The organism is Acinetobacter pseudolwoffii, from assembly GCF_002803605.1.
Taxonomy (GTDB): domain Bacteria; phylum Pseudomonadota; class Gammaproteobacteria; order Pseudomonadales; family Moraxellaceae; genus Acinetobacter; species Acinetobacter pseudolwoffii.
This window is the reverse complement of the sequence record NZ_PHRG01000001.1, coordinates 148309-163410: the sequence shown is the minus strand read 5'-3', so window position 1 is coordinate 163410 and position 15102 is coordinate 148309. Positions and strand designations below refer to the sequence as shown.

Below are 15102 nucleotides of genomic sequence, written 5' to 3'. Positions count from 1 at the left end.
GACTTGATTCAATTGATTAAAAAATAGCTTAATAAATGGCCAACTTTGCAGCAAAGGTCCCCAGTCTAAAAATAAATGAGTGATTTTTCGAATCCAAATCCTCTAAAGCGATCAAAAAATCCATCATCGAGTGCAGTCTAAGTGACTCTTTAAGCTCAGGTTATAATTATACCTGAAAGCAGACCCATCTTAATAACTGCTGCACTACCTGTATGAGCTTGATTTCCATTTAAATTAAATCGAGATTTTAAATAAGATTTGTGCTGCAACTGTGCATCTTTAGTCTAAATAGCGGTAATTGGCTTTAAAAAGAATAACAGAGTAAATTGATCAAGTTAATTATTTAAAAACAATTATATAGATGAAAGTTAGTGGATTCTTAGTCACTAAAGAACCTCATATGTTGTTGTTAATGATTCTTATTTAAAGGGTTTTTCTTGAAAAAGCCAAATCCATCTGTTTGTGTTTTAATAGTTGACGTTTTATAATTCAGTGTCGTTTTGATTTTAGGCATGTATTTGCCTAAGAATGCCAGCTTTCCTTCGAATTAATTCCAACAAACTCCGGATGGAGTTTTTACTTACAGGATGCCCGCTGTGAAAAGCAACAGACCTGTCAATTTGTCCATGGGTCAAGTTTTAGAAGTAAACTTAAAATCGCCCGTGGCTATTGCATCAATTCTACACCGTCTTTCAGGTGTTATCGTATTCTTACTCGTACCGGTCCTTCTCTGGATTTTAGACAAATCACTGTCTTCACCTGAAGGTTTTGCGCAAGTTCAAGAAATCATGAATGGTTTCATTGTTCGCTTCATTGTATGGGTATTTGTCGCCGGCTTGATTTTTCACTTTATTGCGGGTGTTAAGCATTTACTTGCTGACATTGGCGTTGCTGAAGAATTAGAAAGTGGCCGTGTCGCATCTACTATCGCATTAATCTTGTCTGCAATCGGTATTGTTGCAGCATTTGTATGGATCGTACTCTAATGAAAAGCGCTACTGGTTTAACAGGTTCAGGTTCTCGCGATTGGTTTCTCCAACGTGTTAGTGCTGTTATTTTGGCTGTTTATACCGTTGTTATTTTGGGTTGGATCCTGTGTAACAGTGGATTCAGCTATGAACAATGGTATGGCTTCATGATGACAACTCCAATGAAGATTCTATCTTTATTGTCAGTCTTATCTCTTGTTGCACACGCTTGGATTGGTATGTGGCAAGTTTTCACAGACTATGTGACGACTCGTCAAATGGGTCCTTCGGCGAATGGTTTGCGTATTGTACTGACTTCAGCAGTGATTATTGCTGTGTTGGCATATGCAATCTGGGCGATCCAGATTTTTTGGGCGAATTGATAGGAAACAATCATGGGCGCTATAAACCCTAAAGAAGATTACACAAATATTCCACACGAAACCTTCGATGCAGTCATCGTGGGTGGTGGTGGTTCAGGTATGCGTGCATCTTACCAACTTGCTCAAGCTGGTTTGAAAGTTGCGGTACTGACCAAAGTTTTCCCAACCCGTTCTCACACTGTGGCAGCGCAGGGTGGTATTGGTGCATCTCTTGGTAATATGCAAGAAGATAACTGGCACTACCATTTCTACGACACAGTAAAAGGTTCGGACTGGTTAGGTGACCAAGACGCAATCGAATTTATGACGCGTGAAGCACCTCAAGTGGTATACGAATTAGAACACTTGGGTATGCCATTTGACCGTAACGCTGATGGTACAATTTACCAGCGTCCATTCGGTGGCCACTCTGCGAACTACGGTGAAAAAGCGGTGCCACGTGCATGTGCTGCTGCCGACCGTACAGGTCACGCACTTCTTCACACGCTTTATCAAAGCAACGTGAAAATGGGTACACAATTCTTCGTAGAATGGATCGCACTTGATTTGATCCGTAACGAAGCAGGCGACGTACTTGGTGTCACTGCAATTGACCAGGAAACTGGTAAAATTGCTGTATTCCAAGGTAAAGCCACATTGTTTGCTACCGGTGGTGCGGGTCGTGTTTACCGTGCATCTACCAATGCCTATATCAATACTGGTGACGGTCTTGGCATGGCGGCGCGTGCAGGTATTCCATTGCAAGATATGGAATTCTGGCAGTTCCACCCTACGGGTGTTGCGGGTGCAGGTGTATTGTTGACTGAAGGCTGTCGTGGTGAAGGTGCAATCCTTCGTAACAAAGATGGCGAACCGTTCATGGAGCGTTATGCTCCAACTTTGAAAGACTTGGCGCCACGTGACTTCGTATCACGTTCTATGGACCAGGAAATCAAAGAGGGTCGTGGTTGTGGTCCTAAAGGTGACTATATCCTGCTTGATATGACGCATTTAGGTGCGGATACAATCATGAAGCGTCTGCCATCGGTATTCGAAATTGGCAAGAAATTCGCGAACGTGGATATCACCAAAGAACCAATTCCAGTAGTACCAACAATCCATTACCAAATGGGTGGTATTCCAACCAATATTCATGGTCAGGTTGTTGTGCCTGAGTCACGCGAAACTGAAGCGCTGGCGGCACATTACAACAAGGATACCGATGTTTATTCGACCAATGCAGCCGAACGTGATTTCACTAAGCCAGTGAAAGGTTTCTATGCAATTGGTGAATGTTCATGTGTATCTGTACATGGTGCAAACCGTTTAGGTACCAACTCACTGCTTGACTTGGTAGTATTTGGTAAGGCTGCGGGTAAACACATCATCGATTATGTGACTAAACATCACGGTGATGAGTACGAGCCACTACCAACAACTGTACTTGAGCAAACGGTTGCGCGTATTCGTAAACTTGACGAATCCACAACAGGTGAGAATGCTCAGGAAGTTGCAGATGCGATTCGTGACATCGTTCAAGATCATGCAGGTGTATTCCGTACATCGGCACTACTTGAGGAAGGTGTAAAGCAGATTCTTGCAATTGAACCACGTGTTCGTAATATTCATTTGAAAGACAAATCTAAAGTATTTAACACTGCACGTGTTGAAGCATTAGAAGTTGAAAACTTGTATGAAGTTGCAAAAGCGACCTTAATTTCAGCTGCTGCGCGTAAAGAATGTCGTGGTGCGCATACTGTGGTAGATTTCGAATTGTCACCGGATCATGCGGATTATCCATATGGTCGTCGTGATGATGAGTGGATGAAGCACACATTATGGTTCTCTGTGGACAACCGTCTTGAGTACAAGCCAGTTCGTTACCGTCCATTGTCGGTTGACGCGATTCCACCTAAACCACGTACATTCTAATCAGGAGAATTCAGATGAGTAGAGGTACTCGTACATTTCATATCTACCGCTATGATCCTGACAAGGATAAAGCACCGTACATGCAGACTTTTAAACTGGAATTGACTGACAAGCACCGTATGTTGCTTGATGCACTTCTAGCATTAAAAGTACAAGACGAATCTTTAACGTTCCGTCGTTCATGTCGTGAAGGTATTTGTGGTTCTGATGGTGTAAACATCAATGGTAAAAATGGTTTGGCGTGTCTTTGGAACCTGAACGATTTACCCAATGAAATTACTGTTCGTCCATTGCCTGGTCTTCCTGTAGTGAAAGATCTGGTGGTTGACATGAACCAGTTCTACGATCAGTACAACAAGATCCATCCATTCTTGATCAACAACCAGCCTGCGCCTCCAAAGGAACGTTTACAGTCTCCTGAAGAGCGTGAGCATCTTGATGGTCTGTATGAATGTATTCTATGTGCATGTTGTTCAACCTCATGCCCGTCATTCTGGTGGAATCCGGACAAGTTCCTAGGTCCTTCAGCATTGTTGAACGCTTACCGCTTCATCATTGACTCGCGTGATACTGGAACACAAGAGCGTTTGGCTCGTCTTGACGATCCATTCTCATTGTTCCGTTGTAAAGGCATCATGAACTGTGTATCTGTGTGTCCTAAAGGTTTGAACCCAACTAAAGCAATCGGTCACATCCGTAATATGCTTTTAGATATGGCAGGTTAATAGGCTGCTGATAGCAGTTTGGAAAAAAGCACACCACAAGGTGTGCTTTTTTTTGTGCAAACCATTGAAGCAAAATAAAAAATCATCAGATAAAAATAAAGATACTATACTTAAAATGTATAAAGTTGAGTCAGGTAGTCAGGAAATGACGGGTGATGTTAAGTGCCATAGAACAAGAACATGTAATTATTTGGGGTATTTATGATTTTTAGCTGTAAAACTGACCTGAAAAATAACAAGAACGATGTTATTATATAACGGAAATTTAAGGAGGGAGTGGATTGAAAGGTTTGCTCTCTTTTTATTTATCGGAAATGCTTAGGACTTAAGTCTACATTGAATCTATTTTTGAGATAAAGCACCATAGGTTAGAGTAAAATATCTGAACTGTATTTAGCCAATTTATGAAAGGTATGTGTCAAAAAAATCAATTGAAAACTTGAGAACATGTTAGCATTTAGCCTATGACTATCTTTAGAAAATGCCATTTCAGGTACATTTTTTAAACATTGCATAACCAGGGACTGGTATATAAAGGTAGGCTTGAGTCGCTTTAGAAAAAATCTTTGTTCCTACTTGTTTTTTCTAAGTCGATTTGCAAAAAATTGCCCGGTTTCGATCGGGTATTCAATGAGTAATGATACCGCTGAGGGGTGTTATTGTTCATTAAACATATCAAGATTTTCTTGGTGTGGTGATAACGCCTCATGGCTTATGCCTTATGGGGGACTAGTGTCATATTATCAATCTGACACTAATAATCCTGGGTTTTGCTTAAAAAGCATCCTGAAAATGTTTTTGCAATAGGAAATGGGTCCACAAATGCAAGAAGTTGCTGACGCTCTGCGTCTTGACACTGAACTTAGCGCTGATAGTGCAGCGTATATTGAAGAACTTTATGAGCAGTATTTGACGGCTCCGGATTCAGTAGGTGCTGACTGGCAAGAATACTTCGGTAAATTCCCAAAAGGTGATCAACCACACAGTAATGTACGTGAGCAATTCCTACTTTTAGGTCGTAATTCAAGCCGTATTCAGCCTGTTGTTCAATCAACTGTCAGCTCAGAGCATGAACGTCGCCAAATTGGCGTGTTGCAGCTGATTGCTGCATACCGTAATCGTGGTCACCAGAAAGCAAAACTGGATCCATTGGGTTTGGCGAAACGTGAAGTTGTGCCTGATCTAGATCTTGCTGCGCATGGTTTAACTCAGTCGGACCTAGATACGGTATTCAATACTGGCAACCTGGCGATCGGTAAAGAAGAAGCGACTTTGGCTGAGATGGTTCAGGCAATGGAAGCCACTTACTGTGGTTCAATCGGTGCTGAATACATGCACATCGTGGACACCAAAGAGAAACGTTGGATTCAACAACGTCTGGAAAGTGCACGCGGTCAATATGGTTTTAATGCTGAACAAAAGAAACATGTCCTTGAACGTTTAACCGCAGCTGAAGGCCTGGAAAAATATCTAGGTAATAAGTTTGTTGGTGCAAAACGTTTTGGCGTTGAAGGGGGTGAATCATTCATCCCGATGGTTAACGAAATTATTCAGCGTGCAGGTTCTGTTGGCTGTAAAGAAGTTGTAATCGGTATGCCTCACCGTGGCCGTTTGAACCTTCTGGTTAACATCATGGGTAAAAACCCGGCTGACCTGTTTGGTGAATTTGAAGGTAAATCGATTCACAAGAAAGGTTCTGGTGACGTTAAGTACCATCAAGGCTTCTCTTCAAACGTGATGACCCAAGGTGGCGAAGTTCACTTGGCATTGGCGTTTAACCCGTCACATTTGGAAATCGTTGGCCCTGTGGTTGAGGGTTCGGTACGTGCACGTCAAGTCCGTCGTAAAGACATTGGCGGCGATGACGTATTGCCATTAATCGTACATGGTGATGCTGCATTTGCAGGTCAGGGCGTCAACCAGGAAACTTTCCAGATGTCACAAACTCGCGGTTATACCGTGGGTGGTACAGTGCACATTGTGATTAATAACCAGGTGGGTTTCACCACTTCTGATCCACGTGATGCGCGTTCTACAGAATACTGTACTGATATCGCGAAAATGATCCAGGCGCCGATCTTCCATGTCAATGGGGATGATCCTGAAGCTGTGGTGTTCATTTCACAATTGGCACATGACTTCCGTCATACTTTCCGTAAAGACGTTGTGATTGACATGTTCTGCTACCGTCGTCGTGGTCATAACGAAGCGGATGAGCCGGCTGCAACTCAACCAATGATGTATCAAGTGATTAGCAAGAAAGCGACCACGCGTACGCTTTATGCGGATCAACTGGTACAACAGGGTGTTCTTGATCGTGCAAATGCAGATCAAATGGTTGAAAATTACCGTGCAGATCTGGAAGCGGGTAATCACGTTGCCAATGCGCTGGTACTTGAACCGAACAAGAAAATGTTTGTGGACTGGACGCCTTACTTGGGTCATGACTACACAGACGAATGGGATACGACTTTCCCGATCGAGCGTCTAAAAGAACTTGGCGCGAAAATGCGCGAACTTCCTGAAGGCTTCGTGATGCAGCGTCAGGTTGCGAAAGTGATCGATGACCGTCTGAAAATGCAAACGGGTGAAATGCCACTGAACTGGGGTGCTGCTGAAACTCTGGCGTATGCAACTGTACTAGATGATGGTTACTTGCTTCGTTTAACCGGTGAAGACGTAGGTCGTGGTACCTTCTCACACCGTCATGCAAAACTGCATAACCAGGTCGATGGTTCAACTTATCTTCCGCTGTGTAACCTGAAAGAAAACCAGCCGCGTACTGCAATCTATGACTCATTGTTGTCAGAAATGGCGGTATTGGCATTTGAATATGGTTATGCGACGACTCTTCCTAAGAGCTTGATCATTTGGGAAGCGCAATTCGGTGACTTCGCGAACTGTGCACAGGTTGTGATTGACCAGTTCATCTCGTCTGGTGAAACCAAATGGGAACGTGTCTGTGGTTTGACCATGCTTCTTCCACACGGTTTTGAAGGTCAGGGTCCGGAACATTCATCTGCACGTTTAGAGCGTTTCTTACAGCTATGTGCTGAAGACAACATGCAAGTGATCACACCGACGACGCCTGCACAGATTTATCATGCTTTACGTCGTCAAGCGATTCGTCCAATCCGTAAGCCATTGATCGTGACTTCACCGAAGTCTCTTCTTCGTCACAAACTTGCAACGTCTACGCTAGAAGAACTTGCAAACGGTAGCTTCCAGACCGTGATTGATGAAGTGGACAACATCAACAAGTCAGATGTAACCCGTCTGGTTCTGTGTGGTGGTAAGGTGTATTACGACCTGATTGAAAAACGTCGTGAAAAAGAATTGAACAATACTGCGATTGTGCGTATTGAACAATTATATCCATACCCAGAAAAACGCCTGACAGAAGTCCTTGCACAATATCCAAATGTGAAAGAACTGGTTTGGGCACAAGAAGAGCCTAAAAACCAAGGTGCTTGGTTGTTCATCGCTCCGCGTCTATATGACGATGTGATGAAAGCGGATAAACAAGTCCGTATTAGCTACGCTGGCCGTGAAGCATCTGCTGCACCGGCTTGTGGTTCACCATATTTGCATGCAAAACAACAAGCTCAGCTCATCAACGACGCGCTTGCGATCGACGCTGAATAATCCAGGAGATTCTAAGTAATGGCAACCGAAATTAAAGCACCGGTATTCCCAGAGTCAGTTGCGGACGGTACGATCGCAACTTGGCACAAACAACCAGGTGAAGCAGTATCACGTGATGAAGTGATCTGTGATATTGAGACTGATAAAGTTGTTTTAGAAGTTGTTGCTCCTGCAGACGGTACAATTGCCTCTATCATTAAAAATGAAGGCGACACTGTACTTTCAGCTGAAGTCATTGCACAGTTTGAAGAAGGTGCTGTTTCTGGCGCTGCTCAAACTCAAGCAGTTCAGTCTGAAGAGAAAGTTGAACAAGCTGCGGCGAATACTGAAGCAGGTAATTCACCAATCGTTGAACGTCAGCAAGTACAAGACCAAGCGCCAGCAGTGCGTAAAGCATTGACTGAATCTGGTGTTGCAGCAGCTGATGTTGCGGGTACAGGTCGTGGCGGTCGCATCACCAAAGAAGATGTGGCAAACCACCAAGCGAAACCAGCTGCTCCTGCTGCTGCGCCATTAAGCGTTGCTGTGGGCGAACGTATCGAAAAACGTGTTCCAATGACACGTCTTCGTAAGCGTGTTGCTGAACGTTTACTTGCAGCGACTCAAGAAACTGCAATGTTGACCACGTTCAACGAAGTGAACATGAAACCAATCATGGAAATGCGTGCTCAATACAAAGCTGCGTTTGAAAAACGTCATGGTGCACGTCTTGGCTTCATGTCATTCTTTGTTAAAGCAGCAACTGAAGCGCTAAAACGCTATCCGGCAGTGAACGCATCAATCGATGGCGATGACATTGTTTATCACGGTTACTATGACATTGGTGTTGCAGTTTCATCTGAGCGTGGTCTGGTGGTTCCTGTACTTCGTGATACAGACCGCATGAACTATGCCGAAGTTGAAAACGGTATTCGTGCATACGCTGCGAAAGCGCGTGATGGCAAATTAGGCATCGAAGACATGACTGGCGGTACATTCACGATTACCAATGGTGGTACTTTCGGTTCATTGTTATCTACTCCGATCTTGAACACGCCACAAACTGCGATTCTGGGTATGCATAAAATCCAGGAACGTCCGATGGCAGTGAATGGTCAAGTAGAAATCTTGCCTATGATGTACCTTGCATTGTCTTATGACCACCGTCTAATCGATGGTAAAGAAGCAGTCGGTTTCCTTGTAACAATCAAAGAATTGTTAGAAGAGCCAGCGCGTCTTATCCTTGATCTGTAATTTATTTATTAAGAATCTTCCCTAATCCCTTTTTAAAAAGAGGGCTTAGGTCTCCCTTTTGAAGGGAGATTAAAGGGGATTATTTGGAGATAAACATGTCTCAATTCGATTTAGTCGTAATTGGTGGTGGCCCGGGCGGCTACGAAGCAGCAATTCGTGCAGCTCAACTTGGTTTCAAAGTTGCGTGTATCGAAAAACGTATTCATAAAGGCAAGCCATCTTTAGGTGGCACCTGCTTAAACGTGGGTTGTATCCCGTCTAAAGCTTTGCTTGATTCTTCTCACCGTTACGAAGATACAGTGCAGCATCTAGATGATCACGGTATTACCACGGGTGAAGTGAAATTTGATCTTGCTAAACTTTTAGCGCGTAAAGACAAAATCGTTGACCAATTGACCATGGGTATTGATGGCTTGCTGAAAGGCAACGGCATCGAATGGTTAAAAGGTACAGGTAAATTACTTGCCGGTAAAAAAGTTGAGTTCGTTTCTCATGAAGGCGAAACTCAAATTTTAGAACCAAAATACGTGATTCTTGCGACTGGTTCTGTGCCAATCAATATCCCATCTGCACCTGTTGATCAAAACATTATTGTTGACTCAACTGGCGCACTTGAATTCCAAGAAGTACCGAAACGATTAGGCGTAATTGGTGCGGGCGTTATCGGTCTTGAATTAGGTTCAGTTTGGCGTCGTCTGGGTGCTGAAGTTGTTGTATTTGAAGCAATGGATGCATTCTTACCAATGGCTGATAAAGCCCTGGCAAAAGACTACCAAAAACTGTTGACTAAGCAAGGTCTTGATATTCGCGTTGGTGCGAAAGTTTCTGGTACTGAAGTGAACGGTTCTGAAGTGACTGTGAAGTACACTCAGGGCGGTGAAGACAAGACTCAAACTTTCGACAAGTTAATCGTATGTGTAGGCCGTCGTGCTTATGCTGAAGGTTTATTGGCGGATGATTGCGGCATTAAACTGACTGAGCGTGGTCTGGTTGAAGTGAACGATTGGTGTGCAACGTCTGTGGACGGCGTATACGCAATTGGTGACTTGGTTCGTGGTCCTATGCTTGCGCATAAAGCCATGGAAGAAGGCGTAATGGCCGTTGAACGTATTCACGGTCATGCCGCTCAAGTCAACTACGACACGATTATTTCTGTCATCTATACCCATCCGGAAGCGGCGTGGGTTGGTTTAACAGAACAGCAAGCCAAAGACAAAGGTCACGAAGTGAAAACCGGTCAATTCGGTTTTGCTGCAAACGGCCGTGCAATGGCTGCTGGCGAAAATGCCGGTTTTGTGAAGTTTGTTGCTGATGCGAAAACAGATCGTCTATTGGGTATGCACGTGATTGGACCTGCTGCGTCTGACATCGTACACCAAGGTATGATTGCACTTGAGTTTGTATCTTCAGTTGAAGATCTACAGTTGATGACTTTTGGTCATCCAACTTTCTCTGAAGTGGTACACGAAGCTGCACTTGCGGTCGATGGTCGTGCGATTCATGCGATTCAACGCAAACGTAAATAAAATTAAAAAAAGAGCGGCTTAGGTCGCTCTTTTTACATTTCATGGTTGTTTTTATGGGAACAATCATCTAAAAATAAAGATAACGATTTTAAGAAATGCTGGTACTGCTTTGACGGACGTCTGGGTACTGGTGGGTTTATAACAAGGCAAAGAAGTAATAAAAGGTTATTGAATGAATTTACATGAGTATCAAGCAAAAGCGCTATTAAAAAAATATGGTATGCCGGTACAGGAAGGGATACTTGCCACCAATGCCGATGAAACGGTACATGCTTTTGAGCAGTTAGGTGGAAAGTTCGCAGTACTGAAAGCTCAGGTGCATGCAGGTGGTCGTGGGAAGGCCGGTGGTGTAAAAGTCGTTAAATCGGCTACCGAGGCTGCTGAATATGCCAACCAGATCATCGGTTCAAACCTGGTAACTTATCAGACCGATGCCAATGGTCAGCCGGTAAATAGCATTTTAGTATCTGAGGATGTTTATCCTGTTGAGCGCGAACTTTATTTGGGTGCGGTGGTCGATCGTTCAACCCGCCGCATTACTTTTATGGCATCGACTGAAGGCGGTGTTGAAATTGAGAAAGTGGCCGAAGAAACCCCTGAAAAAATTATTAAAGTTGAAGTTGATCCTTTAGTGGGGCTCATGCCATTTCAGGCTCGCGAAGTGGCTTTTGCCCTAAAACTCAAAGATGGCCAAATTAATCAATTTGTTAAAGTCATGACTGCTGCTTATCAGGCATTTGTAGACAATGATTTTGCACTTTTTGAAATCAATCCGCTGTCGGTACGTGAAAATGGCGATATTCTGTGTGTGGATGCCAAAATCGGGATTGATTCGAATGCACTGTACCGTTTGCCTGAAGTGGCTGCGCTACGTGATAAGTCTCAGGAAAATGAACGTGAACTCAAAGCATCTGAATTTGATCTGAACTATGTGGCATTGGAAGGGAACATTGGCTGTATGGTGAATGGTGCCGGTCTTGCGATGGCAACCATGGATATTATCAAGCTTTATGGTGGTCAACCTGCCAACTTCCTCGATGTCGGTGGTGGTGCGACCAAAGAGCGCGTGATTGAAGCTTTTAAAATTATTCTGGCAGATCACTCTGTGCAGGGTGTGTTGATTAATATTTTTGGTGGAATTGTACGTTGTGACATGATTGCAGAAGCAATTATTGCGGCGGTTCAGGAAGTAAATGTGACCGTTCCTGTGGTTGTTCGCCTCGAAGGCAACAATGCGGAACTGGGTGCAAAATTACTGGATGAATCAGGTTTGAAATTGATTTCTGCAAATGGTCTTGCTGACGCTGCAGAAAAAATCGTTGCTGCTGTAAAAGCTTAAGGAGTATCAATCATGAGCGTATTAGTGAATAAAGACACCAAAGTATTGGTACAGGGCTTTACAGGAAAAAACGGCACATTTCATTCTGAGCAGGCTTTGGCTTACGGCACCAAAGTTGTCGGTGGTGTAACACCGGGTAAGGGTGGTCAAACCCATCTGGAATTACCAGTATTCAATACCATGCGCGAAGCGGTGAAAGAAACTGGCGCAGATGCTTCGGTGATTTATGTTCCTGCACCATTTGTGCTGGATTCTATTGTTGAAGCGGTTGATTCGGGCATTGAGTTAATTGTGGTGATCACTGAAGGTGTACCGACCATCGACATGCTTAAAGCCAAGCGTTATCTGGAAACCAATGGTAATGGCACGCGTTTAATCGGGCCAAACTGTCCGGGCATTATTACGCCGGGTGAATGTAAGATCGGGATCATGCCCGGTCATATTCATCAGCCGGGTAAAATTGGAATTATCTCGCGCTCAGGGACTTTGACCTATGAAGCCGTAGCGCAGACCACCAAGCTTGGACTGGGTCAGTCGACCTGTATCGGGATCGGGGGAGATCCGATTCCGGGCATGAACCAGATTGACTGCTTGAAACTGTTCCAGGACGATCCTCAGACTGAAGCCATTATTATGATTGGTGAAATTGGTGGTACCGCAGAAGAAGAGGCAGCGGAATATATTCAGGCTCATGTCACCAAGCCTGTGGTCGGTTATATTGCAGGTGTTACCGCACCTAAAGGCAAGCGTATGGGGCATGCGGGTGCAATTATTTCAGGTGGTAAAGGAACTGCTGAAGAAAAATTTGCTGCCTTTGAGCGTGCGGGTATGGCATATACCCGCAGTCCTGCGGAACTTGGTTCAACCATGTTGCAAGTATTGAAAGATAAAGGTTTGGTTTGATTTATAGATTAAACATGCACTAAAAAGCTCCCAGTTGGGAGCTTTTTTATATCTCATTCTATTTTTAAGTTTTAGCCTTCAGACTCTGGGTCATACCATTAATATCACCACCCTGAATACCAAGTTCATTCATTAGGCTGTCAATTAAGGGTGCTTGGCTGCGATAACGCAGGGCGCTATTTACCACCTGATCTGACAGGGCAACATTGCCATTTTCATGATGTGCATCTGTCTGACAGGAACCGGCATGACTGCCATGCAGGCCATTGACCTGAAGAATCTTGATGTCATCAATATTTTCCATCGGTTTAACACTTTCCCGGATAATTTCAGGCAAGTATTTCAACATGGCTAGGCGAATCTGCATTTCGACCTGTTCAGGTGACAGCACATTATTGGCTTCGTTGACTGCACGGGTACCTTCTGCATCGACCTGATACTGTTTTTCCATCGCCTGAGCCAGTAGAATTTTTGCGTCCGCTTCACCTTTGGCCTTAAGACGAACCTTTTCGGCTTCAGCTTCAGCAGCAATACGTACTGCTTCGGCATCATCTGCTGCGGCTTGTTTTCCGGCTTCAGCGGCAACCGTAATCGCAATTGCATCTTTTTCTGCGTGTTCTTTGGCTGCGACCAGCTCAACCGCTTTTTGACGCTCTGCCTGCTGGATTTGGCGTACAGTGATGACTTCTTCTTCCGCTTTTACCGCTTGAGCACGTGCCTGATCGGCTTGCGCTTTGGCTTCAGATTCGGCGCGAGATTTTTCTGCAATGGCAATGGCACGATCCTGTTCGGCCAGCTCAATAGTTTTCTTTTGTTCGACTTGGGCTTTTTGAATCAGCTGCGCTTTTTGGATATTCTCATTTTCTACATCACGGGCCGCTAAAATACGCTTGAGGTCGACTTCTCGTTCAGCAGCAATTTGTGCTTCTTCTGCTTCACGTTTTTTACCGGCTTCCTGAGCAGAAATTTCAGCCAGTTGCTCGGCACGGCGAATGGCAATTTCGCGTTCCTGTTGCAGCTTGGCATATTCTTCTTCACGAATGATTTGCAGGCGCGCCTGTTCTGCTTCCAGATTTTTAGTTTTGATCGCCAGGTCGGTATCCTGCTCGATATGATTTCGCTTGCGACGACGATCTTCAATGGTTTCAGTGAGCTTGGTCAGGCCTTCAGCATCAAAGGCATTTTGTGGATTGAAATATTTAAATCCAGTTTGATCCAGGCCAGTCAGGGAAACGGTTTCCAGTTCCAGACCATTTTTATGCAAATCTTCTGAAACCACTTGCTGTACTTTTTGTACAAAGTCGACCCGTTTTTCATGCAGTTCTTCCATGGCCATTTCTGCTGCTACTGCACGCAGTGAATCGACAAATTTGCCTTCGACCAGATTTTTTAATTCATTCGGTGACATGGTCTTTTGCCCGAGCGTTTGTGCGGCTGTTGCAATTGAATCAGCAGTAGGTTTGACCCGCACATAGAATTCGGCCATGACGTCCACGCGCATACGGTCACGGGTAATCAGTGCCTGATCATCTGCACGGCGCACTTCAAGACGCAGAGTGTTCATATTGACTTGAATAATTTCATGCAAGACTGGGAGCACGATTGCGCCTCCGCCCAAAATCACTTTTTCACCACCCCAACCGGTACGCACAAAGGAGATTTCTTTACTGGACCGGCGGTATAGGCGCGCAATGATGAGACCGAAGGTCACCAGTGCTGCAAAAATAATTCCAGAAATAATTAAAATATTATATAAATCAAAAGTTAACATTGTTATAAAGTCTCAGTTTGGTTCTGGCTGAATAAAATTAGAGTGCAGTGGCTTGAAAGCCATTTTTGGTTTTATGGGTCAGTACGACATTCTGACCTTGATTTAAAATTTGATTGGTTTCTGGTTCGACTAAAACATAATGGGTCTGGCCATGCTGATCCCGGACTTTGGCTTGTGCAGGAGAGTTGACTTTGGCATCACCCAGAATAATGATTGCGGTACGCCCAATAAGCTCGTCACTATAAATGGCAGAAGTTTCATCTTGAGGCATAAGCTTGCTGGCAGCCATGGCAAGCCAGCGCACTATCGGCATACACAGAAACAGACAGGCTGGGGAAATTAGCCATACATTGAAGAGCTGGCTGGTCAGGCGTTCAAATATTCCCTGAATCAATAAGCCACTCAGGCCATAACTGGTCAGAAAAATGATGAGCCAGATAAATAAAGGCAGACGTCCCAGATATAACCAGTCAAATACTTTGGTGAAAAAGCCGGGATGTTGATCTGGATTAATTTCTGGTTGCAGGGGGTCTTCAGGCAAAAACTGTTCTAACATATTCTGCGAGCCGCCACCGAGCAGCAGTAATATGCATTCCAGTGCAGCAAACATCAGCATCAGACTCAGGCTGATACTAAATACGATATTTGACGGATGAGTAAACAGTTCCCACATTTTTTATCTCTATAATTATGTTTTA

General features: G+C 44.2%; 11 protein-coding genes. 9 read left to right on the top strand and 2 right to left on the bottom strand.

Annotated features, from left to right (window positions below; genetic code table 11):
* Positions 1-587 precede the first annotated feature (587 nt).
* The 9 genes from sdhC (at position 588) to sucD (ending at position 12633) form a co-directional block, all read left to right on the top strand.
* Positions 588-986: a succinate dehydrogenase, cytochrome b556 subunit gene (sdhC, locus tag CWI32_RS00800; protein ID WP_074383085.1), complete on the top strand. Its 399-nt coding sequence runs from the start codon at positions 588-590 to the stop codon at positions 984-986.
* A complete protein-coding gene (gene sdhD / locus CWI32_RS00795; RefSeq protein WP_005096282.1) occupies positions 986-1351 on the top strand; it encodes a succinate dehydrogenase, hydrophobic membrane anchor protein in 366 nt (121 codons plus the stop codon). Before sdhC ends, sdhD begins: the two co-directional genes overlap by 1 nt.
* A gap of 12 nt (positions 1352-1363) precedes the next feature.
* Complete coding sequence (sdhA, locus tag CWI32_RS00790; RefSeq protein WP_005171973.1) at positions 1364-3262, top strand: succinate dehydrogenase flavoprotein subunit; 1899 nt, start codon at positions 1364-1366, stop codon at positions 3260-3262.
* Positions 3263-3276: 14 nt separating this feature from the next.
* Positions 3277-3987: a succinate dehydrogenase iron-sulfur subunit gene (locus CWI32_RS00785; protein WP_005171970.1), complete on the top strand. Its 711-nt coding sequence runs from the start codon at positions 3277-3279 to the stop codon at positions 3985-3987.
* Between the two features lie 822 nt (positions 3988-4809).
* Positions 4810-7632 carry a 2-oxoglutarate dehydrogenase E1 component gene (locus CWI32_RS00780; RefSeq protein WP_074383181.1) on the top strand — a complete coding sequence of 941 codons (2823 nt, stop codon included), beginning with the start codon at positions 4810-4812 and terminating at the stop codon, positions 7630-7632.
* Positions 7633-7650: 18 nt separating this feature from the next.
* Positions 7651-8865 (top strand): 2-oxoglutarate dehydrogenase complex dihydrolipoyllysine-residue succinyltransferase, encoded by a 1215-nt coding sequence (gene odhB, locus CWI32_RS00775; protein WP_100534412.1) that lies wholly within the window; start codon positions 7651-7653, stop codon positions 8863-8865.
* 95 nt (positions 8866-8960) lie between these two features.
* The gene (gene lpdA / locus CWI32_RS00770) at positions 8961-10391 is read left to right on the top strand and encodes a dihydrolipoyl dehydrogenase (RefSeq protein WP_005096288.1); all 1431 of its coding nucleotides are present in this window, start codon (positions 8961-8963) and stop codon (positions 10389-10391) included.
* A gap of 172 nt (positions 10392-10563) precedes the next feature.
* Entirely contained in the window at positions 10564-11730 is a 1167-nt protein-coding gene (sucC, locus tag CWI32_RS00765; RefSeq protein WP_005096289.1) for an ADP-forming succinate--CoA ligase subunit beta, read from the top strand.
* Positions 11731-11742: 12 nt separating this feature from the next.
* Entirely contained in the window at positions 11743-12633 is an 891-nt protein-coding gene (gene sucD / locus CWI32_RS00760; protein WP_005096290.1) for a succinate--CoA ligase subunit alpha, read from the top strand.
* Positions 12634-12697: 64 nt separating this feature from the next.
* On the opposite strand, the gene CWI32_RS00755 is transcribed toward sucD, so the two are convergent.
* The gene (locus tag CWI32_RS00755; RefSeq protein WP_005096291.1) at positions 12698-14404 is read right to left on the bottom strand and encodes a flotillin family protein; all 1707 of its coding nucleotides are present in this window, start codon (positions 14402-14404) and stop codon (positions 12698-12700) included.
* A gap of 37 nt (positions 14405-14441) precedes the next feature.
* Positions 14442-15077 (bottom strand): YqiJ family protein, encoded by a 636-nt coding sequence (locus CWI32_RS00750; RefSeq protein WP_005096292.1) that lies wholly within the window; start codon positions 15075-15077, stop codon positions 14442-14444.
* Positions 15078-15102 lie beyond the last annotated feature (25 nt).

Coding starts and splice junctions, on each gene's coding strand:
- CWI32_RS00785 (WP_005171970.1), top strand. CDS start 3,277: ATGAGTAGAGGTACTCGTACATTTCATATCTACCGCTATGATCCTGAC.
- odhB (WP_100534412.1), top strand. CDS start 7,651: ATGGCAACCGAAATTAAAGCACCGGTATTCCCAGAGTCAGTTGCGGAC.
- sucC (WP_005096289.1), top strand. CDS start 10,564: ATGAATTTACATGAGTATCAAGCAAAAGCGCTATTAAAAAAATATGGT.
- CWI32_RS00750 (WP_005096292.1), bottom strand. CDS start 15,077: ATGTGGGAACTGTTTACTCATCCGTCAAATATCGTATTTAGTATCAGC.
- sdhD (WP_005096282.1), top strand. CDS start 986: ATGAAAAGCGCTACTGGTTTAACAGGTTCAGGTTCTCGCGATTGGTTT.
- CWI32_RS00755 (WP_005096291.1), bottom strand. CDS start 14,404: ATGTTAACTTTTGATTTATATAATATTTTAATTATTTCTGGAATTATT.
- sdhA (WP_005171973.1), top strand. CDS start 1,364: ATGGGCGCTATAAACCCTAAAGAAGATTACACAAATATTCCACACGAA.
- lpdA (WP_005096288.1), top strand. CDS start 8,961: ATGTCTCAATTCGATTTAGTCGTAATTGGTGGTGGCCCGGGCGGCTAC.
- CWI32_RS00780 (WP_074383181.1), top strand. CDS start 4,810: ATGCAAGAAGTTGCTGACGCTCTGCGTCTTGACACTGAACTTAGCGCT.
- sdhC (WP_074383085.1), top strand. CDS start 588: ATGCCCGCTGTGAAAAGCAACAGACCTGTCAATTTGTCCATGGGTCAA.
- sucD (WP_005096290.1), top strand. CDS start 11,743: ATGAGCGTATTAGTGAATAAAGACACCAAAGTATTGGTACAGGGCTTT.